The organism is Psychroflexus aurantiacus, from assembly GCF_010820555.1.
GTDB classification, from domain to species: domain Bacteria; phylum Bacteroidota; class Bacteroidia; order Flavobacteriales; family Flavobacteriaceae; genus Psychroflexus; species Psychroflexus aurantiacus.
Window position 1 is genome coordinate 118899 of the sequence record NZ_JAAIKD010000004.1, and the last position, 24067, is coordinate 142965.

Here is a 24067-nt window from a genome sequence, read left to right on the forward strand (position 1 = left end):
AGTGAAAATAGTATTTTTTATGATGATTTCAATTTTTGCGTTGTCTTCATGCAGCGTTAAAAAATATCTGCCGGAGGATAAAAGCCTGTACACAGGAGCAGAATTAAAACTGGAAAGCACTCATGAGAAAGGCCTGGAAAAACTAGAGACTAAACTGAAAACAGCTATTTCCAGGAATACAAATACCAAAATTTTAGGAATGCGGCCCGGGCTCTATTTTAACTATAAAGCCAAAAGAGAGAATCCGGGTTTTATCAATAAATTCTTAAACAAACAATTTGGTGAGGACCCTTATTATTTTGAAAGCATAAACGTAGAAGCAGCAGAAGACATTCTGAAAAATCGCTTGCGAAATAGCGGTTATTTTGGCAGTAGTGTCACTTCGATAGTTCAAAAAGACTCGTCAGATCGTTCAACATCTGTTCTGTACTCTATTGACCTGCCAAAACCTTACCGTCTGGAATCCTATCAGCTGGAAAAAACAGTAGCGGACACACTTCGAATCTATGATGAAATTCAATCTTCGCTTCAGTATTCAGATTTACAAGAAAATAAACGTTTTAATCTTGACCTACTTAAATCTGAGCGTGAGCGAATAGATCACTACTTGAAAAAGCGTGGGTATTATAATTTCAATTCAGACTTCTTAATTTTTGAAGCGGATACCAATGCCTATGACACCAGAAATTTTGATTTGTATGTGAGGCTGAAAACACAAGTCCCTGAAAAATCGTTAGTACCCTATATCATAGATGAAGTCTATATTCATCCCAACCGAACCTTAGCGGATAGGGAAGAGGAGAAGGACACACTATCTTTTAAAGGTTTAAATTTTATTCAAGCCCAACCATTTTTCAAGCCCAAGCGTCTGTATCCGTATGTTCAAATAAACCCCGGTGAAACTTACAACCCCAAAGCATCCCGCTTTACCAGTCGGAGACTTTCTTCCATAAGTACCTTTAAGTTTGTGAATATCGATTATGAAGAAAAGGACAGTGTAACGGATTTAAAAGGGAAAAGGCATTTAAAAGCAGATATTTACCTGTCACCACTGAAGAAGCGTTCCTTGAGGCTGGAACTTCAGGGGGTGACAAAATCCAATAATTTTGCGGGCCCTAACTTAAGTCTTGTTTATTCCAACAGAAATACATTTCGCGGTGGCGAATTATTTCGCTTATCACTAAACGGTGGCTATGAGCAGCAGTTCTTTGGTAAAGCGGATGATCAGGGATTGAGCAGCATACAGTTAGGATTAAACGCATCCCTGTTATTTCCCCGATTGATTTTTCCAATAGACCTCGATGCGAGTTTTGAGTATGCCGTTCCTAAAACCAAAGTGAGTTTAGGTCTGGACTATCTCAATAGAACTCAGCTGTACACCTTAAACTCTGTCTCTACATCTTTTGGGTATTTATGGGAAGGCAACTCTTATGTAACCCATCAGTTAAAACCCATCAATTTAGAGTATGTGAAGCTTGGTAATACTTCAAATGAATTTGATGAGATTCTGGAGAATAATCCTTTCCTGAGAAGAAGTTTTGAGCAGCAATTTATCGCAGGACTCACATATGATTTTACGTATAACGAAATAAAAGACCAAACCACGGGTGAAGGCATTTTCTTTGGTTTTCATTATGATATGGCTGGAAATCTATTGAATTTGGTGGGGTCTAAAAATGAAGAGGGGCAAAAAGAATTTTTGGGACTTCAATATGCGCACTATGTGAAGGCAGATTTAGATATAACCTATCACTTAAGGTTGGATGAAAAGCGACAGAAATTGGTAGGGAGAATTTTTGCCGGAATGGGACAGCCTTTGGGAACAACAGAATCTTTGCCTTTTGTAAAACAATATTTCTCCGGCGGACCTTATAGTATTAGGGCTTTCAGAATAAGATCACTCGGTCCTGGAACTTTTTCTCCTGAAGATGGAAGTAATTCCTTTTTCGATCAATCTGGAGATATTAAGCTGGAAGCCAATTTGGAATACAGATTTCCAATTACAGAATATTTGAATGGAGCCGTATTTGCAGACGCAGGAAATGTCTGGCTGATAAATGAAAATGAAGCCACGCCAGGTGGTAAATTCACTTCCAATTTCATCAACGAAATAGGGGCCGGGGTGGGTGTAGGTCTTCGCGTGGATATTCAGGGTTTTGTGATCAGGTTTGATCTGGCGGCACCTATCAAGAAACCTTCCACCTCATGGAATTTTGATGCTGCAAGCCCCGTTCTCAACTTTGCTATTGGTTATCCTTTTTAAATTTTGAATCGAACTTGCCAGCTAATTAACAGGCGAATTTAATACTGCTCATCATCACTCGGGAACTTCCTGGCTTTCACATCATCGTTGTAATGTTGTATGGCATCCGTCATCACTGTATTCAAGTCGGCATAACGTCTTAAAAATCGGGGACTAAATTCTTTATTCATGCCCAGCATATCATGAAGCACAAGCACCTGGCCATCTACGCCTGCACCAGCGCCAATACCAATTACAGGAATTTGAATGCTTTTAGCCACTTCTTCAGCCAGTTTAGCCGGCACTTTTTCAAGAACGATGGCAAAACAGCCGATGCGTTCCAGCATTAAAGCATCTTCCTTAAGTTTTTGAGCTTCATATTCTTCTTTAGCCCTTACCGTATAAGTGCCGAATTTGTAAATAGATTGTGGTGTTAAACCGAGATGGCCCATCACAGGAACTCCAGCTTTTAAAATCCGCTTAATCGAATCTTTTATTTCACCGCCACCTTCCAGTTTTACGGCGTGTGCACCGCTTTCTTTCATGATTCTTATAGATGACCGGAGTGCTTCTTTAGGGTCGCTTTGGTAACTTCCGAAGGGTAAATCCACCACCACCAAAGCTCTTTTGACAGCGCGAATAACTCCGGAAGCATGGTAAATCATTTGGTCTAAGGTAATAGGAAGCGTAGTTTCGTGACCCGCCATCACGTTGGAGGCGGAATCGCCTACCAAAATCACGTCTATCCCCGCCTGGTCTACAATTTGAGCCATGGTAAAGTCATAAGAGGTTAGCATTGAAATCTTTTCTGAATTGGCTTTCATCTCAATTAAAGACTTTACTGTAATTCTTTTGTATTGCTTCTTGGCTACAGACATAATTTTAGTTTTATTTGAATGGCTAAATTACTTAATTTTAAATTCACGCTCAAACGATTTCATAATACGATATTTAAACCCAAAATCTTATGAATATAATTCTATTTGATGATCATTTACGCTCTCAGTTTTTACCCTTAACTTATACCAGGCCTATCGCTGAACTGCGCCTTGGGATATTGACCTTAAAGGAAAAATGGGAACACATTACAAAGGCGTCGGTCTCTTTTAAAACTCAGTCCTATTTAGCTGAAAAATATTCTGAGCAAGTTGAAGAGGAGAACATGTACATCAATGCGAGATATCTGGCTTCAGAGGATTTTTTGAAAATCCTAAAAAACTTAAATGAGGATGAGGTTTTAAAGCAAGAGGCTGTCATTTTAGCTTATCGCTTAAAGAAAAACCAGACCTTGGATCTATCCAAGTTAAAAGTGGTGGAAACAGATGCTCAGGTGGCGTATGTTGAGAGTGCAACAGATTTATTTTCAAAAAATCACAAAGCCATTCAGGACGACTTCTCCTTACTGACAGCTGGACGGACTTCCCAGCCCATCCCTGAAACGGTAACCTGTTTCAATCCAGGACAGATTTTTCTTGAAGAAGGTGCCAAATTATATAACGGGGCGCTCAATGCCAACGAGGGTCCCATTTATATCGGAAAAGATGCTGAGGTTATGGAAAACTCTGCCATTAGGGGGCCTTTTGCCCTCTGTGAGCATTCTACTGTAAAAATGGGTGCTAAAATTTACACAGGAACGACCATTGGTCCACATTCAAAAGTCGGAGGAGAAGTAAGCAATTCTATGATTTTAGGCTATTCCAATAAGGGACACGATGGCTTTTTGGGAAATTCTGTCATCGGGGAGTGGTGTAACCTGGGGGCAGATACCAATACATCCAACCTGAAAAACAATTATGCTAACGTTAAGCTTTGGGATTATGATTCTGGTCGGTTTAAAGACACCGGACTTCAGTTTTGTGGTTTAATCATGGGCGACCATTCCAAATGCAGTATCAATATGATGTTTAATACGGGAACCATAGTCGGGGTAAGCGCCAACATTTTCGGATCTGGCTTTCCTCGAAATTTTGTTCCGAGTTTCAGTTGGGGTGGGAGTCAGGGCGTCATTACTTACAAGCTGAACAAAGTTTATGAAGTGGCTGAACTCGTGATGAAACGCAGGGGTTTGAGTTTAACCAGCACGGAGAAAGCTATCCTGGAAAGCGTTTTTGAAATGACTTCAAGCTATCGCCGGGATTAGGAGTTTTACTGAAATCAAATGAGAAAAGTTAACATAGAAGATTACAAAAGGTTCCAAATTCCTGAAGATTTATTAGACCAATTATTCAGAACCAATGCTTTCAAATTATTTGTGCCCAGAGCCTTTGGTGGCTTGCAATTGGATTTGAAATCAGCAAGTCAGCGCATCACCGAAACCTCGGCACACTTCGGTGGCTTGGGCTGGGTTCTGAATCTGGGGGCAGGAGCTAACTGGTTTTCCGGATTTTTTGAGGCAGAGGCTGCCAAAACTATTTTTTCACCAAAAGGGACCGTAATTGCAGGAAGTGGCGCAGATAGCGGCAACTTTAAAACCGAAGATGGGTCTGTGCTTCTGAACGGCAACTGGGGAAAGTGTTCTGGAGCTGCGCATGCGAATTACTTCAGTTTGAATGCCAAAAATGCAGATACCGGTGAACTTTCTTCTTTTGTGGTACCCAGAGAATCTGTTGAGTTTTCTGAGGATAAATGGGGGATTTTTGGTTTAAAAAGCACCTCTTCCTTATCCATCAATTTGTCCGATGTTCGGGTTCCTCAAGAGTTTGGATTTCACATCAATTCCATAAAGAATCATTTTGACTACAAGGTATTTCATATTCCGTTTGAACAATTTGCACGGGTTTGTATGTCGTCCTGCTTTAGTGGGATTGCGCAGTGTTTTTTAAATACCCTGCATGCAGAACAGATTTTTAAAGCTGATTTTGAACTAATTACAGACTCGCTCCGTCAAAAAATTTCAAGCGCCATTCAAAACAGAGATGCTATTGCCGAAAGCATTGAGCACGAGTCCAGAGAAGGAATCTTGAGCGATAGGCTTCAAGCCGCTGTAAGAATACGGCTTGGTCAGGCAAATATGTTAATTTTTGATGAAATTCAGCAGATGTTCAAGACAGCCGGCCTGGCCCTGGTCGAAGAAGATAAACTGAGCCACTGGGCTTATCGGGATGTACTAACCGCTATACATCATCCTATGATGAAAGTCTAATAGGGTCTGTTGATGAGGAAAACTATTAAATTTTACTAAAGCAGTCTTAGGTTGTCAAAGCGACTTTTATTTTTGTATTCTTAGGTTAAGTCTATGAAACGAAAGGTAAAATCAATTCTTGAATTGAAATATGTGAAAATCCTGGTAGATACCATCAAGGATTTCACGTCCAATGAATCCATGAGCTTTGCAGCCGGAACCGCTTTTTACACCATATTTAGCCTCCCTGCTTTTTTGATTATCATTCTGAATCTGGGAGCAAGTCTTTATGAAAGATCAGAAATAAGAGAACAGCTTTTAGGCCGGATCTCAAGCCTGGCAGGAGAAGAATCGAGAAAAACCTTAGAAAGTATTCTGGAAAACTTTGCTTTAAATGCCGATAATACCGTCTCTGCAACGATTGCGATTATCATTCTCGTCTTTAGTGCAACCACAGTATTTGTAAGTCTTCAAAGGGGTATGAATCATATCTGGCACATCAAACCCAAGCCTGATAAAGGCTGGCTTAAACTGGCTATTGACAGGGTCTTGAGCTTTTCGGTGGTCCTGGTTATCGGTCTTATTTTAATCATTTCTTTACTCCTGGATGCTATCATTTCATATTCATTTGGAAAACTTGACAACCTGTTTCCTGATGTCAATCTGCAATTGATTTCTATTGGTCAACTCATTATTTCACAGCTAATCCTGGTCGTTATCTTTGCATTGATGTATAAAATTCTACCGGATGCTAAGGTGAAGTGGAAAGACACATGGACAGGTGCTATTGTGACGACTATGCTCTTTGTAATCGGTAAATTTCTCATCGGTTTGTACATGAGTAACAACGATTTAAGCACGACTTACGGAGCTGCAGGGTCACTTGTTATTCTTTTGGTCTGGATATACTATTCTCTGGTCATCTTTTTATTTGGCGCCCAGGTCACCTATTACATTGCCAAGAATATTGGGGGTGGGGTAGTTCCTAGAGCAGAAGCCATACGCGTAGAAGAAACTGAGGTGGAAGAAGAACCCCGGAATTAATCTATAAAATAGTTAACTAAGGTTTTGATTATCATAAAATAGTTGTATTTTTGCACTCCTTTTAAATGCAAAACAAGAAACGTTTAAAGGGTTGATTTTAAATAATTTAATCTCTTCTGTAAGTTTGCTTAAGTTTCTTGGACGAACAGAATACAAATTTTAAATCAGCATATGGCTGAAGACAAAACAACCAAAGAGCAACAACCTGTTGCAAATTCAGAAGAATCTACTCCTAAAGTAGCTCCTTCAGAACAACAAGAAAATCCAAAACAATTTCTAGAGGAATTCAACTGGCACAAGTACGAAGAAGGTATTGATGAAGTTGATGATGCACAGTTAGAGCAATTCGAGAAATTGGTTGAGGAAAATTTCGTTGATACGCTTCATAACGAAGTCGTAGACGGAACCGTGGTTCACCTTACAGATCAAGATGCTATCATCGATATCAACGCGAAAAGTGAAGGTGTAATTTCATTGAACGAATTTCGTTACAACCCAGATCTTAAAGTAGGAGATAAGGTAGATGTTCTCATCGACATTAAAGAGGATGCAGAAGGTCAGCTTATCCTTTCTCATAGAAAAGCGAGAGTTATCCGTGCCTGGGAGCGTGTAAACAAAGCTCAGGAAGACGGAACGATCGTAAACGGTCTTGTGAAATGCAGAACGAAAGGAGGAATGATTGTAGATGTATTTGGCATCGAAGCATTTTTACCAGGTTCTCAAATCGACGTAAAGCCTATTCGTGATTACGATGCTTATGTTGGAAAAAACATGGAATTCAAAGTGGTTAAAATTAACCATGAATTCAAAAACGTTGTTGTTTCTCACAAAGCGCTTATCGAAGCGGATATCGAAGAACAGAAAAAAGAAATCATTGGTCAGCTAGAAAAAGGACAAGTTCTGGAAGGTGTTGTGAAAAACATCACTTCTTACGGAGTCTTTGTTGATCTCGGTGGAGTTGATGGATTGGTTCACATCACAGACCTTTCCTGGTCAAGAATAAACCATCCAAACGAAGTCGTGGAATTAGATCAGAAATTGAATGTTGTTATCCTTGATTTCGATGAAGATAAGACAAGAATTCAATTAGGTTTAAAACAACTTCACAAACATCCTTGGGATGCTTTAGATGAAGGCTTAAAAGTAGGTGATGTTGTTAACGGTACAGTTACAGTTATCGCAGATTACGGTGCTTTCATTGAAGTAGAAGAAGGTGTTGAAGGCTTAATCCACGTTTCTGAAATGTCCTGGAGTACGCATTTGAGATCTGCTCAGGATTTTGTAAACGTCGGTGATAAAGTTGAAGCTAAAATCTTAACCCTTGATAGAGAAGACAGAAAAATGTCTCTTGGTATCAAGCAACTGACTCCAGATCCTTGGACAGATATTACAACAAAATATCCTGTTGGTTCTAAACATGTTGGTGAAGTAAGAAACTTTACAAACTTTGGAGTCTTTGTAGAACTTGAAGAAGGTATTGATGGTTTGATTTATATTTCTGACCTGTCATGGACTAAGAAAATCAAGCATCCATCTGAATTCTGTAAAGTTGGAGATAAACTTGACGTTGTTGTCCTGGAACTTGATGTAGAAGGCCGTAAATTAAGCCTTGGACACAAGCAAACCGAAACAAATCCTTGGGATAAATATTCTGATGAATTTGCAGTAGGGACTAAGCATACAGCAGCTGTTTCTGAAATAGTTGATAAAGGTGCAACGGTTGACTTTAACGAAGATGTGACTGCTTTTGTTCCACAGCGTTACCTTGAAAAAGAAGACGGAACAAAATTGGCTAAAGGTGAAGTAGCAGAATTTCTCATTATTGAATTCAATAAAGAGTTTAAACGTGTTGTAGCTTCCCATACCTCAATTCATAAGGAAGAAGAAGCTCAGATCGTTAAGAAGGCTGCTAAGAAGTCTGAAGACGAGTCTAAGAAAACAACTTTCGGAGATGCTAATGCAGAATTGCAGGCACTTAAAGATAAAATGGAAAATAAATAATTCAGTTTTTCATTTTAATAATCAACCCTGCTTTTTTAAAGCAGGGTTTTTTTATGGATAATGATTTGGTTAAACTTTTTTTAATTCAATTCTATGTTTTAAGATTTGCTTTATCTTAGGTAGAAAACTTTCATGAACGAACTAAACACAACCTCTCTCGAAAAATCAAAAGCCATAAAACTGGCCTACAACGATTACGGTTCTGGTCAGCCTGTTATCTTAATCCATGGATGGCCTTTAAACAGAATGATGTGGGAATACCAGGTCGACGCCTTAGTTGAGTCAGGCTATCGCGTCATTTCCTACGACAGACGCGGTTTTGGGGAAAGCTCAAAGCCCTGGAATGGTTACGACTACAATTCCCTTGCAAAAGATCTTAAAGATATCATAGAGACGCTCAAACTTGAAGATGTAATTCTTGTTGGGTTTTCAATGGGAGGGGGTGAAGTTGCCCGGTTTATAGGTAATTATGGTACTGCTTCCCTGGCCAAAGCGGTATTGGTTTCTGCAGTCACTCCATTTATGTTGAAAACAGATGATAATGATGCTGTGGAAGCTTCGGTTTTTGAAGGCATGAAAGAGGGCGTTAAAAAAGACAGACCCCAGTTCTTTAAAGATTTTGGAAAAAACTTTTACAACTACGATTCTCTGAAAGGTGAAAAGATTAGTGAGGCTATGCTCCAACTGACCTGGAATCTCGCTATGCAGGCTTCAAAAAAAGGAACTTTAGATTGTATCGATAGTTTTGGAAAAACCGATTTCAGAGAAGATTGCAAGAAGTTTGATCTCCCTACGCTTATAGTACATGGGGATGAGGATCAGATTGTACCCTTTGAAGCTTCAGCGAAAAAGGCTAAGGATCTTATTCCAAAGGCGCAGCTGAAAGTTATCAAAAACGCACCACATGGCTTAATGGTGACGCACCACGAAGAATTCAACTCACTTTTGATGGAATTTCTGAAATAGAAATTACCTAGTATAATATTAAAGTTAAAAGCCGCGTATAGCGGCTTTTAACTTTTTTCCTTTTGATGTTATTACTTGTATTCAGGCTTTAGAAGTTCCGGAAACTTTTCTTTAAACCTGTTAAATCTAGGAACCGAAACATTCTTGATATAAGGATTATTTGGATTATTCACCTTATAATCCTGATGGTATTCTTCTGCCATCCAGAATTTATCGAACGCCTTGACTTCTGCAGCAATAGGCTTTTCATAGTCCTTGGAAAGGTTTTCAATTATAGTTTCAATAATCTCTTTTTGTTCTTCATTTTGGTAAAAAATGATAGATCTGTATTGCGAACCAATATCGGGTCCCTGTCCGTTTTGCTGTGTGACATTCTGAGAGCCAAAATAAACGTCAACAAGGGTTTCGAAAGAAACGAGATCGGGGTTGTATATGACTTCTACGGCTTCAGCATGTCCGGTTTTACCCGTGTTTGAGGATTGGTAGGTTGGATTTTTCGTATGACCTCCCGAATAGCCGGAATAGACTTCCTCCACACCTTTCACGCTTTCATAAATGGTTTCCACACACCAAAAGCATCCACTGGCAAAATAGGCTCTGTCATAGACTTCATCATCAAATTTATTTGATGCTATTTCACTTTCACTGTTAGTTTTCGAATTTTGGGCTTTCCCACAGCTAACAAAAAAGAGGGAAAGAATCAGTAAGCTTAAAAATGATTTCATGGTTTTTTATTCAAAAGTAGGGGTTAATGTAAAAGACAGAAATTAAGGTCTAGTTAAATTTTTAGTTATAAAAAAAGCCCGAGGTAGACCTCGAGCTTTTCTGTATAAATGAATTAGAGGTTTAAGCTAGTTTGGTAAACAGCTTCTCCATTTTTTCTTCTTCTTCTCTTGCCAGTTCCTGGTCAACAAGAATTCTTCCACTGTGCTCATCGATAATAACTTTACGTCTGGCAGCAATCTCCACCTGCACCTGTGGTGGAATGGTAAAGAAAGAACCTCCGGAAGCTCCACGTTCGATGGTCACCACGGCCATACCGTTCTTGACATTGTTGCGTATTCTGGTGTAGGCTTTGACCAGACGCTCTTCAATGTCTTTTTTGAATTTCTCTGATTTTTCAGTTAGAGCGGTTTCTTCCTTCTCTGTTTCCTGTAAAATATTGTCAAGCTCAGATTTTTTGTGGTCCAGGTGATTTTGTCTCTCGGCTAATTTTTCTTTAGTCTCTTCTATCACATTGGTTTTGTGCTCTATCTGAGCGCTGTATTCTCTGATGTGCTTTTGAGCCAATTCGATTTCCAGTTCCTGAAATTCGATTTCTTTGGTTAACGCATCAAATTCTCTGTTATTTCTAACATTGTCCTGCTGGCTTTTGTATTTTTTGATCATAGCTTCAGCATCCACTATGAATTGTTTTTTCTCTTTGATCTTCTCTTCGGTTACTTCCAGATCAGATTCTAATTTTTCAATTCTTTTGGTGAGTCCTGTAACTTCATCTTCCAAATCTTCAACTTCAAGAGGTAGTTCACCTCGCATATTTCTTATCTCGTCAATACGTGAGTCTATTAGTTGTAAATCGTAAAGAGCTCTTAATTTCTGCTCTACTGTAACCTCTTTTTTCTTTGCCATAATCAATAGTATTGAATCGGATTGGTATTAATATTAGATAAAACGAGTGCAAAATTAGGGAATTTTTTTGTAAGATAAGCATGTATTAAATCTTTTGTATACTGCTCACTTTCATAATGCCCAATGTCGGCCAAAATGATCTGATCTTCAGCCTTATAGAAGTCGTGATATTTCAAATCGGCTGTGATATACAGGTCGGCTTTTGCTGCTTTTGCGTTTTCTATGGCAAATGCACCGCTTCCTCCCAAAACGGCGATGCGTTTAATGCTTTGATCCCTGACCTGGGAATGTCTTATGGTTTTTGTTTTGAAGACTTCTTTTATATGTGAAAGGGCCTCAGTGACTCCCAAAGGTGTTGGTAATTCGCCTAGCATTCCAATGCCCCGGTGCTGATCCTTGTTTTCTAAAGTTTCAATTTCATAAGCGACTTCTTCATAGGGATGACTCTCAAAAAGCGCTTTCATGAGTTTGGATTGGATATGAGCGGAAAACGTCATATGGATTTGCATTTCTTTTTCAAACTGAGTTTTACCCGGTTCGCCAATCGTTGGGTTAGAATGTTCATTTCCATTGAAGGTGCCAACGCCTTCAGAATTAAAACTGCAGAAGTCATAATTTCCAATACTGCCGCCACCAGCTTCAAAAAGGGCTTTTCTGACTTTGTCCGCATGCGCAACGGGAACATAGGTTGTCAGCTTTTTGATGGTTTTTGACTTCGGAATTAACACCGAGGTGTTTATAAGACCCAGTTTTTCGCAAATCATTCCGTTGACGCCATTGGAGACATTATCCAGAGCCGTGTGCATCGCATAAATGGCGATATCATGTTTAATGGCTTTATGAACCACACGTTCAACATAGGTTTTTCTATTTAATTTTTTGAGACCAGAGAAAATGATTGGATGGAAGCTGATAATCAGATTGCATTTGTTTTCAATCGCCTCCTCAACAACAGACTCCAATGTATCCAGACTAAACAACGTTCCGGTGACTTCCATACTTTTTTCGCCTATCAGCAAGCCCGTGTTATCAAAGTCTTCAGCATAATAAGAAGGCGAAAGTTCTTCAATAGCTTCAATAAAATCGTTTACAATCATCAGAAATTTATTTTAATCTCTAAATTTAAAAATTATAATTTCGCAGTCATGAATTTCCTGAGATATTTACTCTTTCCTTTTTCAGTCTTGTACGGCTGCATCATGTCTGTTCGTAATTTTCTGTACAGGACCAATGTGTTTCAATCCAGATCCTATCCCATCTCGATTATTAGTGTTGGTAACCTGAACACCGGTGGCACGGGTAAATCTCCGATGATTGAACTCCTGGTTAAGACCTTAAAAGATAAACATCAAATCGCAACGCTCAGCCGGGGTTATAAGCGAACTACGGAAGGTTTTCTCGAAGTTCAACCCTATCATTTGTCGTCTGAAGTAGGGGATGAGCCGCTTCAGTTTAAAATCAATTTTCCCGAAATCACTGTGGCTGTAGATGCCAACCGGCAAAGAGGAATTTCCGAATTGCTTAAAAAACACCCGCAATTGGATTTGATTTTGCTGGACGATGCTTTTCAGCACCGGAAGGTCAAACCAAACCTGTCCATACTTCTGACTACCTATGGCGACCTTTATACCAAAGATTTTATGCTGCCTACCGGGAACCTTAGAGAGTTTCAAACCGGTGCTTCACGTGCCGATGTAATCATTGTGACCAAATGCCCCGGTAACCTGGCTGTTGAAGAGCAAAGCCGAATTAAAAAGCAACTTAAACCCGGGGTCACTCAGAAGCTTTTATTTTCAACAATCCTTTATTCTGAATTTGTAAAGAATGCGACTGAACATGAAAAGTTAGCTGGCTTTGATGATTTTACGCTGGTTACGGGCATTGCCAATCCAAAACCGCTAGTGAACCACCTGAAGTCCCTGGATAAAAATTTTGAGCACATACAGTTTGCAGATCATCACGAATTCTCTGAAGCCGATTTGAAAATGCTTCAAAAAAAACCAAAGCTATTGACCACCCAAAAGGATTATGTGCGTTTGAAATCAAAGCTGGAATCCGGTAAGTTGTTTTATATACCTATTGAAACTCAGATTCTTAATGAGCCTGGGTTCCTGGAAAAGTATCTGGAAGACAGATTATTCTAAACGCTAAAATATTGTAGGAATAAATCAATTATTTGTTTGTGTAATATAATCTTTTAGTTAAATTTGCAACCTGAAATAAATTAGTAAAGACGTTACGATGAAAAAAGGTATACATCCAGAAAATTATAGATTAGTAGCATTTAAAGATATGTCTAATGAAGATGTGTTTTTAACAAAATCTACAGCTCAAACTAAAGAAACCATCGAAGTAGACGGAGATGAGTATCCTTTGATTAAGCTTGAGATTTCAAGAACTTCTCATCCGTTCTATACTGGTAAAACGAAACTTGTGGATAGTGCTGGTAGAATTGATAAATTCAAAAACAAGTACAAAAAATACAAGAAAGAAGAAAAATAAGCCTGATGCTTATCTTAAATATAGAGCCTTCCATTGTGAAGGCTTTTTTTTGGTTTTTACTTTTCTGAATAAAAAAAGCCTTGAGAATTTTCTCAAGGCTTTCAAATTTAAGATCGATTTCAAACTTATCTGTTATCGATAATAGAGTTTAAGGTTTCACTAGGGCGCATTCTTTGTGTCACTATGTCTTCATCCGGGAAGAAATAGCCATCGATATCCTGCGGTTTACCCTGAGCCTCAAGTAACTCTTCGTTTATCTTATCTTCGTTTTCTTCAAGGTATTTTGCAACCTTTTCAAATTCAGCTTTTAAAACGCTGTCTTCATTCTGAGAAGCCAGAGCTTTTGCCCAGTAAAGTGCCAGATAGAAATGTGTTCCTCTGTTATCTATTTCATTTACTTTTCTGGACGGAGACTTGTCATTTTTTAAATAATGACTGTTGGCTAAATTCAGAGAGTCAGCAACTACTTTAGCTTTTTTATTATTGTTTTTGTCTGCTATATCTTCTATAGAAACGGCCAAAGCTAAAAACTCTCCTAAAGAATCCCATCGGAGATGGCCTTCTTTTACAAACTGCTGCACGTGTTTTGGAGCAGAACCACCGGCTCCGGTTTCATACAATCCTCCACCTGCAAGCAGCGGAACAATAGAAAGCATTTTGGCACTGGTGCCCAATTCCAAAATAGGGAACAGGTCGGTCAGGTAATCTCTCAGCACATTTCCTGTAACAGAAATCGTGTCTTTACCCGCTTTTACTCTTTCCAGCGTATACTGCATGGCATCTTTCGGGTTCATGATCTGAACATCCAATCCGGATAAATCATGCTCTTTGAGATAGGTATTTACTTTTTTGATGAGATTGGTATCGTGGGCTCTGTTTTCATCTAGCCAAAAGATCGCTGGATTTCCCGTATTCTTGGCGCGTTTTACAGCAAGTCCTACCCAGTCTTTAATCGGTAAATCTTTAGTCTGGCACATTCTCCAGATATCCCCTTCTTCTACTTCATGAGATAGTAGGGCGTGTCCTTCTCTGTTTAAAACATCAACCCGACCGTTTTTAGGGATGATAAAGGTTTTATCGTGAGAACCGTACTCTTCGGCTTTTTTCGCCATCAAACCTACGTTAGAAACATTTCCCATAGTGGTCACATCAAATGCACCGTGTTTTTGACAAAAATCGATAACCTGCTGGTAAATGCCGGCGTAACTCCTGTCCGGAATGACAGCTTTCATGTCCTGTGTTTTGTCATTTTTGTTCCACATCTTTCCGCCTTCTTTCAGGGCAGCAGGCATGGAAGCGTCAATAATGACATCGCTGGGAACATGTAAATTGGTGATCCCTTTCGATGAATCCACCATAGCTAAATCGGCTTTCTTTTCATAAATAGCCTCAATGTCTTGTCGGATGGCTTTGGATTTTTCTTCGGGAAGCTTAGAGATTTTGTTATAAACATCACCAAGTCCGTTGGAAGCATCAACTCCGATGCTTTCGAATTCATCTTTATATTTATCAAAAACCTCTTTAAAAAATACGGTAACCGCATGACCGAAAATCACAGGATCTGAAACTTTCATCATGGTAGCTTTCAGGTGTATTGAAAACAAAACCCCTTGTTCTTCAGCATCTTTGATCTGCTCAGCCAAAAATTTCCTTAAGGCTTTGGAATTCATGACCGAAGCATCAATGACTTCATTTTCGTTGAGTTCGGTACTTTCTTTTAAAACTGTACGGTTGCCTTCACTGTCGAAATGAACGATTTTCACATCATCTTTCTTAGTTAGAACCACAGATTTTTCGCTTCCGTAAAAATCTCCTTCAGACATGGCCGAGACGTGGGATTTTGAATCTTTACTCCATTCTTTAAGCTTATGAGGATGTTCCTGTGCATATTCTTTTACAGGCTGTGCCACCCGGCGATCGGAGTTTCCTTCTCTCAATACCGGATTTACTGCACTTCCCAAGACTTTTGCATATCTTTTTTTAGTTTTTTCCTCGTCTTCATTTTGAGGGTTTTCGGGATAATCAGGTATGTTATAGCCTTTGTCCTGCAATTCTTTGATCGCTGAAGTGAGTTGAGGCACTGAAGCGCTTATATTGGGCAGTTTGATAATATTGGCTTCAGGAGTTTTGGCTAATTCACCCAGGTAGGCTAAATTATCCTCTACTTTTTGATCATCGGTTAGGTGATCATTAAAGTTGGCAAGTATCCTCGCTGCCAGAGATATGTCTTTGGAAGTTATTTTTATATCCGCACTTTCGGTAAACCTTCTCACAATTGGTAAAAATGAGTAAGTTGCCAGAGCAGGTGCTTCGTCCGTTTTCGTGTAAATGATTTTAGTACTTTGATCTCCCATATGTCCTTTGTTATTTTTTGGAATTAATTAAATAAAATTCAACCTTTCAAAGATAAAGATTAAGCATATAATATCCTTGTTGAGCAGGTTATAAACCTGTTAAAAACCAAAAGACCTTCTATCAATTTTGAAAGAAGGCCTTTGTGAATCTGAAAAATAAACTTAATTCGTTCTTTTTTCTTTAATTCTTGCTTTTTTACCTGTAAGGTTTCTGAAGTAATAAATTCTGGCACGTCTAACCGAACCTCTTTTATTAATTTCAATTTTTTGAATTGCAGGCATGTTGATAGGAAATATTTTTTCAACGCCTACAGTTCCACTCATTTTGCGAATGGTAAATGTTTTTGAAGCACCAGAACCTTTAACTTGTATAACAACTCCTTTAAAGAACTGTGTACGCGTTTTCTGGCCTTCTTTAATTTCGTAGTAAACCGTGATTGTATCACCTGAAGAAAATTTTGGAAAATCCTTCTTTTCTACAAATTCGTCTTGAACAAACTTTACTAAATCCATTTTATTTTAGTTTTTCTATTACCCAAACCAACATTCACGCATCTCGTCAGAGGTTGATTTAGAGATTGCAAAAGTAAACAAAAATTAGACTTATACAAATTAAGAAACTTAATCTTCCAATAAATCTGGTCTTCGGTCTTTTGTTCGTTGTAAGGCTTTTTCATCGCGCCAGTCATCAATCTTCCGCTGATGTCCGCTCAATAATATCTTAGGAACCTCGTGTCCTTTATATTCTGCAGGCCTTGTATAAATGGGAGGCGATAATAAATTATCCTGGAAGGCGTCTGTCAGGGCTGATGTTTCGTTGCCTAAAACCCCTGGAATTAAACGTATGATTGAATCACAAAGCACGGCTGCAGCGAGTTCTCCTCCGGACAGGACATAATCTCCAATGGAAATTTCTTTGGTGACAAACATATCTCTAACCCTTTGATCAACTCCCTTGTAGTGTCCGCAAAGCATGATCATATTTTCCTGTAATGACAGGGAATTCGCCATTCCCTGATTGAGCACATCCCCATCCGGGGTTAAATAAATAACCTCATCGTAGGTTCTTTCAGACTTGAGTTTGGAGATACACTTGTCTATAGGTTCCACCATCATGACCATACCGGCACCACCGCCGTACTGATAATCATCAATTTGATTGTAGCTGGAGGTGGTGTAGTCTCTCAGATTGTGCAGATGAATTTCGACCATCCCCTTTTCGATAGCTCTTTTTAAAATGGAAGCTTCGAACGGACTTTTTAGTAAATCTGGAACGACTGTGATGATATCAATTCTCATGTTTTAAACTTTTTTGAGGGTGAAGCTAAGGGAGATACAGGCGACCAGTAGCAAGAGGAAAAACCAAAACTGATACGCCAGGCCAAAATATTCGGCAATAAGCCCAAAAGAAGCCGCTACTATTGTAAATATACCAATCAATGTGTTGGCAACAGAGACGTAAGTAGGTCTTTCATCATCGGGTGCGTAATCTATGATGTAGGTTTTTCGGCTTAATCTGGCCCCGGCATAAGCTATACCATTTATAAATAGGACAGGCATGAAATAATAAAAATTGAGAAAATCAGAATCAGAATAAACAAATACCAAAGCGTAAAGAATGCTTAAGATAGAAAGTCCTGCTGAAATCCTCATCAGATAAAGGCTGGATTTGTCTGCCAGTTTTCCCCAAAACGGACTGCTTACAATTTGTGCTAAACTGCCAATAAGGATGATGAAACCTAAATAATTCCAGTTTTCTTTACTCACGTCTTTGGCGACTAAAATAAAAAAAGGATCCAGAAGGGGTATGGCCATCAATAAGGCTCTGGTGATGATAAAGTTTCTGTAGGAATGATCTGTTTTCAAAAGTGAAGCGCCGGACTTTAATTCCTGGAGGGGAGTTCTGCCCCCTTGTGTAGATCCAGGTTCTTCCACAATTCTGGAAAAAATTAAAGCTGAAGCAATCCAAAGCAAAGCGGCCCCCGCAAATAATCCGGTATACAGCCATTTACTGTCCTGTTCTTTTAAAAAAAACACCAGAGCTCCTCCGGCTATTAAAGCCAAAGCACCACCAAAGGTAGATCTGTAACTCAGCATTTGTCCACGTTCTCCCTTTGGGACCGTCTTTCCCGTTACGTCTTTAAAACTGACTGAGCCAACCCCTGAAGCAATACTAAACAGGAGAAGCATTATCACAATGGCATAGCTTACAAAGCTATGATTATCGATGAAAGCCAGAAGAATAGCAGAAACCAGCAAACAAAGGCCCTGGGTTAATCCGGCACCAACCCAATATGGCTTTCTTTTTTCTTTTTCTCTAAGCGTTCCGCTCACCAGTAACTGGGGCAGGAGAGAACCTACATTTTTTACAGGAACCAACATCCCGATAAGGAAAAGCGGGGCTCCCAGATAACTTAGAATCCAGGGTAAAGTAAGCCCCGGACTAATCAGTTTTTCAGCGAGTTTGGTCAGGCTGCCGTTAAGAATATTTAAGGAGAAGTTTCTGGGAACTTGGGTACATTCAGAATCTGGTATTGACTCACATGCCCTTGTTTCGGCATCTTCTGTCAAAAATTCATAAAACTCCTCGGTCTTAGACATTACTTATTATTCCCCTTGTTGAATTTTTGATTCTTATTTTTTTCGTCCTGAAGTTGTCTTCCCAGTTTTTGTTGTTTCTCTAAAGCTATACGCTTATAGTTTTCATAATCAGCGTCTAGATTTATTAAATTCTGTTTTGCTTCTTTGGTAAGTAGATTACTTCGGTTGAATTTAAATATAAAGAATAAAAGAAGAGCGATTAAAACAGCGAGAATAGACAAAACCAAAGTGTTGTAACCCGTTTTGGTTAAGGCCATACCTAGAAACTGAATTTCGTCTTTCTGATTTTGAAGATCCGTAAGTTTTATATTCAACTCTGTAACCTCTTTTTTTAAGGATTTGATGGTTCCATCCTGGGATTGAATACTATCCTTTAATTCAGAAATCTGTGAAGTCAAACGATCAAATTCAGTGGAAACCTTTTCGATGGCATTATTGATTTTCACTTTTTCAACAACTTTGTATTGTTGATAATTGTTTGATTCCTCAACAACTGCCTTTAGGTTTTCTACGGCAGAACGATCTTCAGTTTGTTCCTCTGAAGAGGTGTCTTGTGAAAAGCCTGAAACTGAAAAAAGTAAAACAGCAATAAGTAAATAAAAAGATTTCATATAACTTTAGTTTTTGCAAAAGTATCTAAAATGCTTTGAATACTGTTCAATTAAAAAATAAAAAATCCTTAAGAGCTTAAGGATTTTTTATTTGCTAGTAGTACGTAAATCGCCTCACGTTTGATATATACTTAGCCAGACGAATGACCTGATGGCTATAGCCAAACTCATTGTCGTACCAGATGTAAAGCACCACAGAGTTTGTGTTTTCATCGGCTATAGTCGCATGACTGTCAAAAATCGCAGGCGCAGAAACCCCGACGATATCTGAAGAGACAAGCTCATTATCAATAGAATATTTGATTTGTTCTACCAGCTCCCCGTTTAGGGCAGCATCTTTGATTCTGGCGTTGAGTTCTTCTTTCGTCGTCTTCGTTTTCAGGTTCAGATTCAATATAGCCAAAGACCCATTGGGAACTGGCACACGAATGGCGTTGGAGGTCAATTTTCCTTCCAGCTGCGGAAGTGCTTTGGCTACAGCTTTGCCAGCTCCTGTTTCGGTAATCACCATATTTAGTGCTGCAGCGCGACCTCTTCTGTATTTGCTGTGCATATTATCGACCAGATTCTGGTCGTTGGTATAGGCATGTATGGTTTCCAAATGGCCGTGATCTACACCAAAATTATCTTCAATAGCTTTTAGAATAGGCGTGATGGCATTGGTTGTACAAGAGGCCGCAGAAAAAATGGAGTCCTTGGTGATGTCATGAATTTTGTGATTCACGCCGTGCACAATGTTGGGAATGCCTTTTCCCGGAGCAGTGAGTAACACCTTGTCTGCACCTTTAGATTGAAGATGTCTTTTCAAAGCTTCATGATCTCTAAAGGCGCCCGTATTATCGATAATCAAAGCCTTGTGAATGCCATAAACCGTATAATCGATATCTTCCGGCTTGTTGGCAGAAATCATTTTGACGGTGGTGTCGTTTATGATTAAAGCCGAATTCTCCACATCGATTTGGACTGTCCCATTGAAGTCCGCATGTATGGAATCGTTTTTAAGAAGTGAAGCTCTTTTTTCTAAAATTTCTTCAGTGATCTCTCCTCGGGTGACAATGGCTCTCAGTCTCAACTGATTGCCTTTGCCTGTTTTAGCCATCAGCTCTCTGGCGATAAGACGTCCAATTCTGCCAAAACCGTAGAGCACGACATCTTTGGGCGTAATCGCATTAAAATGCTCAGCATCTTTAAGCTTGCTGCTGATAAAACTCATCACATTCTGATCTTTATTGCCGTTTTGCAGGTATTCGAAGGTAAGTTTTCCTATATCCAGCTTAGAGGGAGGCAGATTCAGGTTTTTGATGCCTTCAGCGACTTCTGTAGAATCGAAAATAGAGATGGGTTTATCTACAAATTTTCCAGCGTATTCATGCAGTTTGAGAATTTCTCCTACATTTTTATTGATGAGTGAGTTTCTGAATAAAACGAGTTCTATCGATTTATCATACCAGAGTTCGTTAACAATACTTATAAATTTAACGGAAGCTCGTCGTCTGTCGGCTTGAAAGGAAAGTTCCTTTTCATAAACTTGAGATGGATTCATTGCAGGGTTGGGTTTTTAAAATTTCTGGCAAAAGTAAAAAACTCAATCGTTTTCGTAAGCAATTTTTTTAAGATTTTCATGTCCACTTAAGCAGATTGACTTACTAAGCAAATCTCCTCAATAATTTTTCAATGCTCGTATTGTAATTCAAAAAATTCAAAATACTTTTGCAAATCCTTACACCAACTTATAATACTAGTAATGACAGAGTTAATCGCTTTTGGGATTTTATCGTTTACCACCTTTTTTACAATCATCAATCCGCTTGGAGTCATGCCTATTTTTATGACCATGACTTCAGATCTGGATCAGGCCAGTAGGAAAGCAACGGCCAAAAAAGCCATTCTAGCCTCGTTTGTAACGATTCTCATTTTTGCTTTTACTGGACAGATCTTATTTACGTTTTTTGGGATTTCCGTCAATAGTTTTAGAGTCGTAGGGGGTATTATTTTCTTCTTAATGGGGATGGATATGCTACAGGCCAGACTCGGGAAAGTAAAGGTTCAGGAGTCTGAAATTAAAACCTATGTGAATGATATTTCCATAACGCCTTTGGCCATTCCTATGATATGTGGCCCCGGGGCCATTACCAATGCTATCGTGATGATGGAAGATGCTCAAACCGCTGAAATGAAAGCGGTCCTTATCGGTGCTATTATTGTGGTTATGGGAATCACCCTGGCGATTCTTCTGAGTGCCGGAAAAATCATTAAAATATTAGGTCAGACAGGAAATAATGTGCTGATGCGTTTGATGGGCCTTATCATCATGGTTATCGCCATCGAATTCTTCTTGAGCGGTTTCAAACCTATTTTTCAAGATATCATAGCGGGGAGGTAGTTAGTAAACTCTGTGTTCTCTGTGGCCCTGTGGTGAAAAAACACCAGCCTGTCCGGGTTTTATTTTGCGAGTTTTGCGTATTCCTAAGCGGACTTTGCGTGTACCACTTTAGGTAGCTAATAGGCAACTTTCACAAAAAGCCCATTTTCATCTACATTGCTTTCATCTTCTAAAAATTTCAGCCCAGAAGCCTCGCTTTTCAAATTGGCTACACAAAGCACCATGGCATCGAGAATGTCATCTGGTTTGACTTTTGACTTCGAAAAGGTCTCGGTGATGTTTTGATACACGTCTTCAAGTTCCGGGTGAATTTTCTTCAGGAGCTGGAAGCGATCCTGAAATCCTTCCTGGGTTGACTTTTTAGTCTGAATCACTTCTGACCCATTTAAATACTTAAAACAGATTTCTGGATGACTCTCGTAAACTTCCATTTCACCCGGCTTTTTCATCATGAATTGGTCGACTTCTTTAATTTTTTTGGAGATGTTGTAACTCTGAATAGAGATGCTTTGCCCTAAGACCTGCTTATTGATTTCCCGGGCTTCATCGTAATCTGCTGCATAAATGGCTTTCCGGCAGGCTGGCGTGAATATGGTTGAAGACCGGTTTCCAAGTTCATTTCTCAATTTGGATTCGAGTCTTCGGGTGTAATTTTGGGAGGACAAACCAATAGGGATATCAATGAAAAGTCTTTGAAGGTCCGGATGTACTTCCATCAGGTGATCGATGGAATACACGGCTTCAAAGCCAAAGTCCTTAGCGTCGTGATGGATGACAATCCAGCCCAGCGGGCAGGAATCTATTCCGGCTATTTTCATGTGTTGGAGGCTTTAGTGGAATGAAACATACGCATTATTAAAAAACATTCAAGGCTTCTGCCACTCAGGACGGCACATCAAGCTAGTGGTTAGCATGAAGCTAGCTATCTTGAACATTTTAAATTATCTCAAACAAAATCAAAATTAAAAAAGCCGATACATCAGGATATCGGCTTAATTGTAATATTACTCGTAGGTTTAAATATGTAAGGCTCTGTCTCCGGTCGCAGCAAGAGCGGCTTCCTTTACAGCCTCTGCATAGGTTGGGTGAGCGTGACTCATCCTGGCAATATCCTCTGCACTCGCACGGAATTCCATAGCGGTAACCGCTTCGGCAATAAGGTCGGCCACTCGCGCGCCCACCATATGAACCCCAAGAACTTCGTCTGTTTTCTTATCGGAAAGGATTTTCACAAATCCGTCTACATCGCCGCTGGCTCTCGATCTTCCCAGCGCCCGCATCGGGAACTTACCGGTTTTGTATTCGATATTGTCATCCTTGAGCTGCTCTTCATTTTTACCTACGGAAGCCACTTCGGGCCAGGTATAGACCACGCCAGGAATTAAATTGTAATTGATGTGCGGTTTCTGTCCTGCAATTACTTCGGCGACAAAAGTGCCTTCTTCTTCGGCTTTGTGAGCCAGCATAGGGCCTTTGATGACGTCTCCTATAGCGTAAATATTTTCTGCTGAAGTCTGTAATTTTTCATTGACAATCACCTGACCTTTGTCATTGATTTCAACACCGGCTTTGTCTGCTCCCAAACCATCGGTATACGGTCTTCTACCCACGGAAACCAGGCAGTAATCTCCTTTAAATTCGACTTCCTTATCATTTTTATCATCTGCTTTCACGATGATTTCATCGCCCTTGCGTTCTACAGATTTTACTTTGTGAGAAAGGTGGAATTTTACTTTTTGTTTTTTCATGGCTTTCATCAGCTCCTTGCTCTGGTCTTTGTCCATGCCCGGGATGATACGATCCATAAATTCTATAACCGTCACTTCAGCACCCAGCCTTTTGTAGACCTGTCCAAGTTCAAGGCCAATTACTCCGCCGCCTATCATAATCATGTGCTTTGGAATTTCCTTAAGCGAAAGCACTTCCGTAGACGTGATAATACGTTCTTTATCGATCTCTATAAAGGGAAGGCTGGAAGGTTTACTTCCTGTAGCGATAATGCTGTGTTTGGCTTCAATTTCGGTTTCTTCGCCGTCGTTATCGGTGATGATAAGATGGGTTTTATCTTTAAACGACGCCACGCCCTGGAGAGACTCGATGTTGTTTTTGTCCATCAGGAAATCTATGCCTTTTGTGGTTTGCTCCACAACGCTTGACTTGCGCTCCATCATTTTTTTCAAATTGACCTTCACTTCTCCGGAAATATCGATGCCGTGTTCTTCGAAATGCTTGATGGCATCTTCGTAATGGTGAGAGGAATCCAGTAAAGCTTTGGATGGGATACATCCTACATTAAGACAGGTGCCACCTTTGGTAGCGTATTTTTCGATAATAACAGTTTTCATACCCAGCTGTGCACAACGTATGGCTGCTACATAGCCTCCAGGTCCCGAGCCGATTACGGCTACATCATATGTGTTCATAAAATGAATTTTAAATTCTAAAAATAAAGTCCTACAAATTTACACCTTCTGTTATAAAGGGCAATTGAATCCGTTTAAAACCTTATTAAATTCTTGAATAATTTGATTTATAAGCGGAACGCATCTGAAATGTCTTCAAAAAGGCAGAGGAAAGCTTCCAAACTGTGACTTAATTTCCTGCTCACAAATA

The 24067-nt window shown here is 39.5% G+C and carries 21 protein-coding genes; 9 read left to right on the forward strand and 12 right to left on the reverse strand.

Translation table 11 applies throughout. The features are described from left to right. Positions 1–19: 19 nt before the first annotated feature. Complete coding sequence (gene tamL, locus G3567_RS08080) at positions 20–2263, forward strand: translocation and assembly module lipoprotein TamL (RefSeq protein WP_235923526.1); 2244 nt, start codon at positions 20–22, stop codon at positions 2261–2263. Between the two features lie 38 nt (positions 2264–2301). Here tamL and panB read toward each other — a convergent pair whose 3' ends face one another. After that, complete coding sequence (gene panB / locus G3567_RS08085) at positions 2302–3120, reverse strand: 3-methyl-2-oxobutanoate hydroxymethyltransferase (protein WP_164004828.1); 819 nt, start codon at positions 3118–3120, stop codon at positions 2302–2304. An 89-nt stretch (positions 3121–3209) separates the two neighbouring features. Here panB and G3567_RS08090 point away from each other — a divergent pair, with 89 nt between their 5' ends. The 5 genes from G3567_RS08090 (at position 3210) to G3567_RS08110 (ending at position 9374) form a co-directional block, all read left to right on the forward strand. Beyond that, a complete protein-coding gene (locus tag G3567_RS08090; RefSeq protein WP_164004829.1) occupies positions 3210–4382 on the forward strand; it encodes a GlmU family protein in 1173 nt (390 codons plus the stop codon). 18 nt (positions 4383–4400) lie between these two features. Beyond that, positions 4401–5384, forward strand: coding sequence for an acyl-CoA dehydrogenase family protein (locus tag G3567_RS08095; RefSeq protein ID WP_164004830.1), 984 nt, complete (start codon positions 4401–4403; stop codon positions 5382–5384). Between the two features lie 93 nt (positions 5385–5477). Continuing rightward, a complete protein-coding gene (locus tag G3567_RS08100; RefSeq protein WP_164004831.1) occupies positions 5478–6407 on the forward strand; it encodes a YihY/virulence factor BrkB family protein in 930 nt (309 codons plus the stop codon). A 171-nt stretch (positions 6408–6578) separates the two neighbouring features. Then, complete coding sequence (gene rpsA / locus G3567_RS08105) at positions 6579–8408, forward strand: 30S ribosomal protein S1 (protein ID WP_164004832.1); 1830 nt, start codon at positions 6579–6581, stop codon at positions 8406–8408. Positions 8409–8540: 132 nt separating this feature from the next. Beyond that, positions 8541–9374: an alpha/beta fold hydrolase gene (locus G3567_RS08110; RefSeq protein WP_164004833.1), complete on the forward strand. Its 834-nt coding sequence runs from the start codon at positions 8541–8543 to the stop codon at positions 9372–9374. 71 nt (positions 9375–9445) lie between these two features. Here the strand turns inward: G3567_RS08110 and msrA are convergent, their stop codons facing one another. The 3 genes from msrA to G3567_RS08125 form a co-directional block, all read right to left on the reverse strand. Beyond that, positions 9446–10099 carry a peptide-methionine (S)-S-oxide reductase MsrA gene (msrA, locus tag G3567_RS08115; RefSeq protein WP_164004834.1) on the reverse strand — a complete coding sequence of 218 codons (654 nt, stop codon included), beginning with the start codon at positions 10097–10099 and terminating at the stop codon, positions 9446–9448. Between the two features lie 121 nt (positions 10100–10220). Then, positions 10221–11003 (reverse strand): zinc ribbon domain-containing protein, encoded by a 783-nt coding sequence (locus tag G3567_RS08120; RefSeq protein WP_164004835.1) that lies wholly within the window; start codon positions 11001–11003, stop codon positions 10221–10223. A gap of 2 nt (positions 11004–11005) precedes the next feature. Continuing rightward, on the reverse strand, positions 11006–12100 hold the full coding sequence (locus G3567_RS08125) for a Nif3-like dinuclear metal center hexameric protein (protein WP_164004836.1): 1095 nt from the start codon (positions 12098–12100) through the stop codon (positions 11006–11008). Positions 12101–12148: 48 nt separating this feature from the next. Here G3567_RS08125 and lpxK point away from each other — a divergent pair, with 48 nt between their 5' ends. Both lpxK and G3567_RS08135 read left to right on the forward strand, forming a co-directional pair. Beyond that, entirely contained in the window at positions 12149–13147 is a 999-nt protein-coding gene (gene lpxK, locus G3567_RS08130) for a tetraacyldisaccharide 4'-kinase (RefSeq protein WP_164004837.1), read from the forward strand. 97 nt (positions 13148–13244) lie between these two features. Further along, a complete protein-coding gene (locus G3567_RS08135; RefSeq protein WP_093367824.1) occupies positions 13245–13505 on the forward strand; it encodes a type B 50S ribosomal protein L31 in 261 nt (86 codons plus the stop codon). 125 nt (positions 13506–13630) lie between these two features. Here G3567_RS08135 and G3567_RS08140 read toward each other — a convergent pair whose 3' ends face one another. The 6 genes from G3567_RS08140 to G3567_RS08165 all read right to left on the reverse strand — a co-directional run bounded on the left by G3567_RS08140 (position 13631) and on the right by G3567_RS08165 (position 20614). Then, the gene (locus G3567_RS08140; RefSeq protein WP_164004838.1) at positions 13631–15859 is read right to left on the reverse strand and encodes an NADP-dependent isocitrate dehydrogenase; all 2229 of its coding nucleotides are present in this window, start codon (positions 15857–15859) and stop codon (positions 13631–13633) included. A 162-nt stretch (positions 15860–16021) separates the two neighbouring features. Further along, the gene (rplS, locus tag G3567_RS08145; protein WP_164004839.1) at positions 16022–16372 is read right to left on the reverse strand and encodes a 50S ribosomal protein L19; all 351 of its coding nucleotides are present in this window, start codon (positions 16370–16372) and stop codon (positions 16022–16024) included. Between the two features lie 108 nt (positions 16373–16480). Continuing rightward, positions 16481–17158, reverse strand: a complete 678-nt coding sequence (gene trmD / locus G3567_RS08150; protein ID WP_164004840.1) for a tRNA (guanosine(37)-N1)-methyltransferase TrmD — start codon at positions 17156–17158, stop codon at positions 16481–16483. Positions 17159–17161: 3 nt separating this feature from the next. Beyond that, positions 17162–18460: an MFS transporter gene (locus G3567_RS08155; RefSeq protein WP_164004841.1), complete on the reverse strand. Its 1299-nt coding sequence runs from the start codon at positions 18458–18460 to the stop codon at positions 17162–17164. Next, the gene (locus G3567_RS08160) at positions 18460–19071 is read right to left on the reverse strand and encodes a hypothetical protein (RefSeq protein ID WP_164004842.1); all 612 of its coding nucleotides are present in this window, start codon (positions 19069–19071) and stop codon (positions 18460–18462) included. The genes G3567_RS08155 and G3567_RS08160 overlap by 1 nt, the downstream gene beginning before the upstream one ends. Before the next feature lie 94 nt (positions 19072–19165). Next, a complete protein-coding gene (locus tag G3567_RS08165; RefSeq protein ID WP_164004843.1) occupies positions 19166–20614 on the reverse strand; it encodes a glyceraldehyde-3-phosphate dehydrogenase in 1449 nt (482 codons plus the stop codon). A gap of 201 nt (positions 20615–20815) precedes the next feature. Between G3567_RS08165 and G3567_RS08170 the strand changes: the two genes are divergently transcribed. After that, positions 20816–21454 (forward strand): MarC family protein, encoded by a 639-nt coding sequence (locus G3567_RS08170; RefSeq protein WP_164004844.1) that lies wholly within the window; start codon positions 20816–20818, stop codon positions 21452–21454. A gap of 116 nt (positions 21455–21570) precedes the next feature. Here G3567_RS08170 and G3567_RS08175 read toward each other — a convergent pair whose 3' ends face one another. Both G3567_RS08175 and lpdA read right to left on the reverse strand, forming a co-directional pair. Beyond that, on the reverse strand, positions 21571–22272 hold the full coding sequence (locus G3567_RS08175; RefSeq protein WP_164004845.1) for a DUF429 domain-containing protein: 702 nt from the start codon (positions 22270–22272) through the stop codon (positions 21571–21573). A 198-nt stretch (positions 22273–22470) separates the two neighbouring features. Further along, positions 22471–23877, reverse strand: coding sequence for a dihydrolipoyl dehydrogenase (gene lpdA / locus G3567_RS08180; protein ID WP_164004846.1), 1407 nt, complete (start codon positions 23875–23877; stop codon positions 22471–22473). Positions 23878–24067: the final 190 nt, after the last annotated feature.

What these genes read in the sequence shown, in the direction of transcription:
- G3567_RS08155 (WP_164004841.1), bottom strand. Translation starts at nt 18,460, where the DNA reads ATGTCTAAGACCGAGGAGTTTTATGAATTTTTGACAGAAGATGCCGAA.
- G3567_RS08160 (WP_164004842.1), bottom strand. Translation starts at nt 19,071, where the DNA reads ATGAAATCTTTTTATTTACTTATTGCTGTTTTACTTTTTTCAGTTTCA.
- G3567_RS08095 (WP_164004830.1), top strand. Translation starts at nt 4,401, where the DNA reads ATGAGAAAAGTTAACATAGAAGATTACAAAAGGTTCCAAATTCCTGAA.
- lpxK (WP_164004837.1), top strand. Translation starts at nt 12,149, where the DNA reads ATGAATTTCCTGAGATATTTACTCTTTCCTTTTTCAGTCTTGTACGGC.
- rplS (WP_164004839.1), bottom strand. Translation starts at nt 16,372, where the DNA reads ATGGATTTAGTAAAGTTTGTTCAAGACGAATTTGTAGAAAAGAAGGAT.
- G3567_RS08120 (WP_164004835.1), bottom strand. Translation starts at nt 11,003, where the DNA reads ATGGCAAAGAAAAAAGAGGTTACAGTAGAGCAGAAATTAAGAGCTCTT.
- lpdA (WP_164004846.1), bottom strand. Translation starts at nt 23,877, where the DNA reads ATGAACACATATGATGTAGCCGTAATCGGCTCGGGACCTGGAGGCTAT.
- G3567_RS08175 (WP_164004845.1), bottom strand. Translation starts at nt 22,272, where the DNA reads ATGAAAATAGCCGGAATAGATTCCTGCCCGCTGGGCTGGATTGTCATC.
- G3567_RS08135 (WP_093367824.1), top strand. Translation starts at nt 13,245, where the DNA reads ATGAAAAAAGGTATACATCCAGAAAATTATAGATTAGTAGCATTTAAA.
- tamL (WP_235923526.1), top strand. Translation starts at nt 20, where the DNA reads ATGATGATTTCAATTTTTGCGTTGTCTTCATGCAGCGTTAAAAAATAT.
- G3567_RS08125 (WP_164004836.1), bottom strand. Translation starts at nt 12,100, where the DNA reads ATGATTGTAAACGATTTTATTGAAGCTATTGAAGAACTTTCGCCTTCT.
- G3567_RS08165 (WP_164004843.1), bottom strand. Translation starts at nt 20,614, where the DNA reads ATGAATCCATCTCAAGTTTATGAAAAGGAACTTTCCTTTCAAGCCGAC.
- G3567_RS08100 (WP_164004831.1), top strand. Translation starts at nt 5,478, where the DNA reads ATGAAACGAAAGGTAAAATCAATTCTTGAATTGAAATATGTGAAAATC.
- G3567_RS08140 (WP_164004838.1), bottom strand. Translation starts at nt 15,859, where the DNA reads ATGGGAGATCAAAGTACTAAAATCATTTACACGAAAACGGACGAAGCA.
- rpsA (WP_164004832.1), top strand. Translation starts at nt 6,579, where the DNA reads ATGGCTGAAGACAAAACAACCAAAGAGCAACAACCTGTTGCAAATTCA.
- G3567_RS08090 (WP_164004829.1), top strand. Translation starts at nt 3,210, where the DNA reads ATGAATATAATTCTATTTGATGATCATTTACGCTCTCAGTTTTTACCC.
- msrA (WP_164004834.1), bottom strand. Translation starts at nt 10,099, where the DNA reads ATGAAATCATTTTTAAGCTTACTGATTCTTTCCCTCTTTTTTGTTAGC.
- trmD (WP_164004840.1), bottom strand. Translation starts at nt 17,158, where the DNA reads ATGAGAATTGATATCATCACAGTCGTTCCAGATTTACTAAAAAGTCCG.
- panB (WP_164004828.1), bottom strand. Translation starts at nt 3,120, where the DNA reads ATGTCTGTAGCCAAGAAGCAATACAAAAGAATTACAGTAAAGTCTTTA.
- G3567_RS08170 (WP_164004844.1), top strand. Translation starts at nt 20,816, where the DNA reads ATGACAGAGTTAATCGCTTTTGGGATTTTATCGTTTACCACCTTTTTT.
- G3567_RS08110 (WP_164004833.1), top strand. Translation starts at nt 8,541, where the DNA reads ATGAACGAACTAAACACAACCTCTCTCGAAAAATCAAAAGCCATAAAA.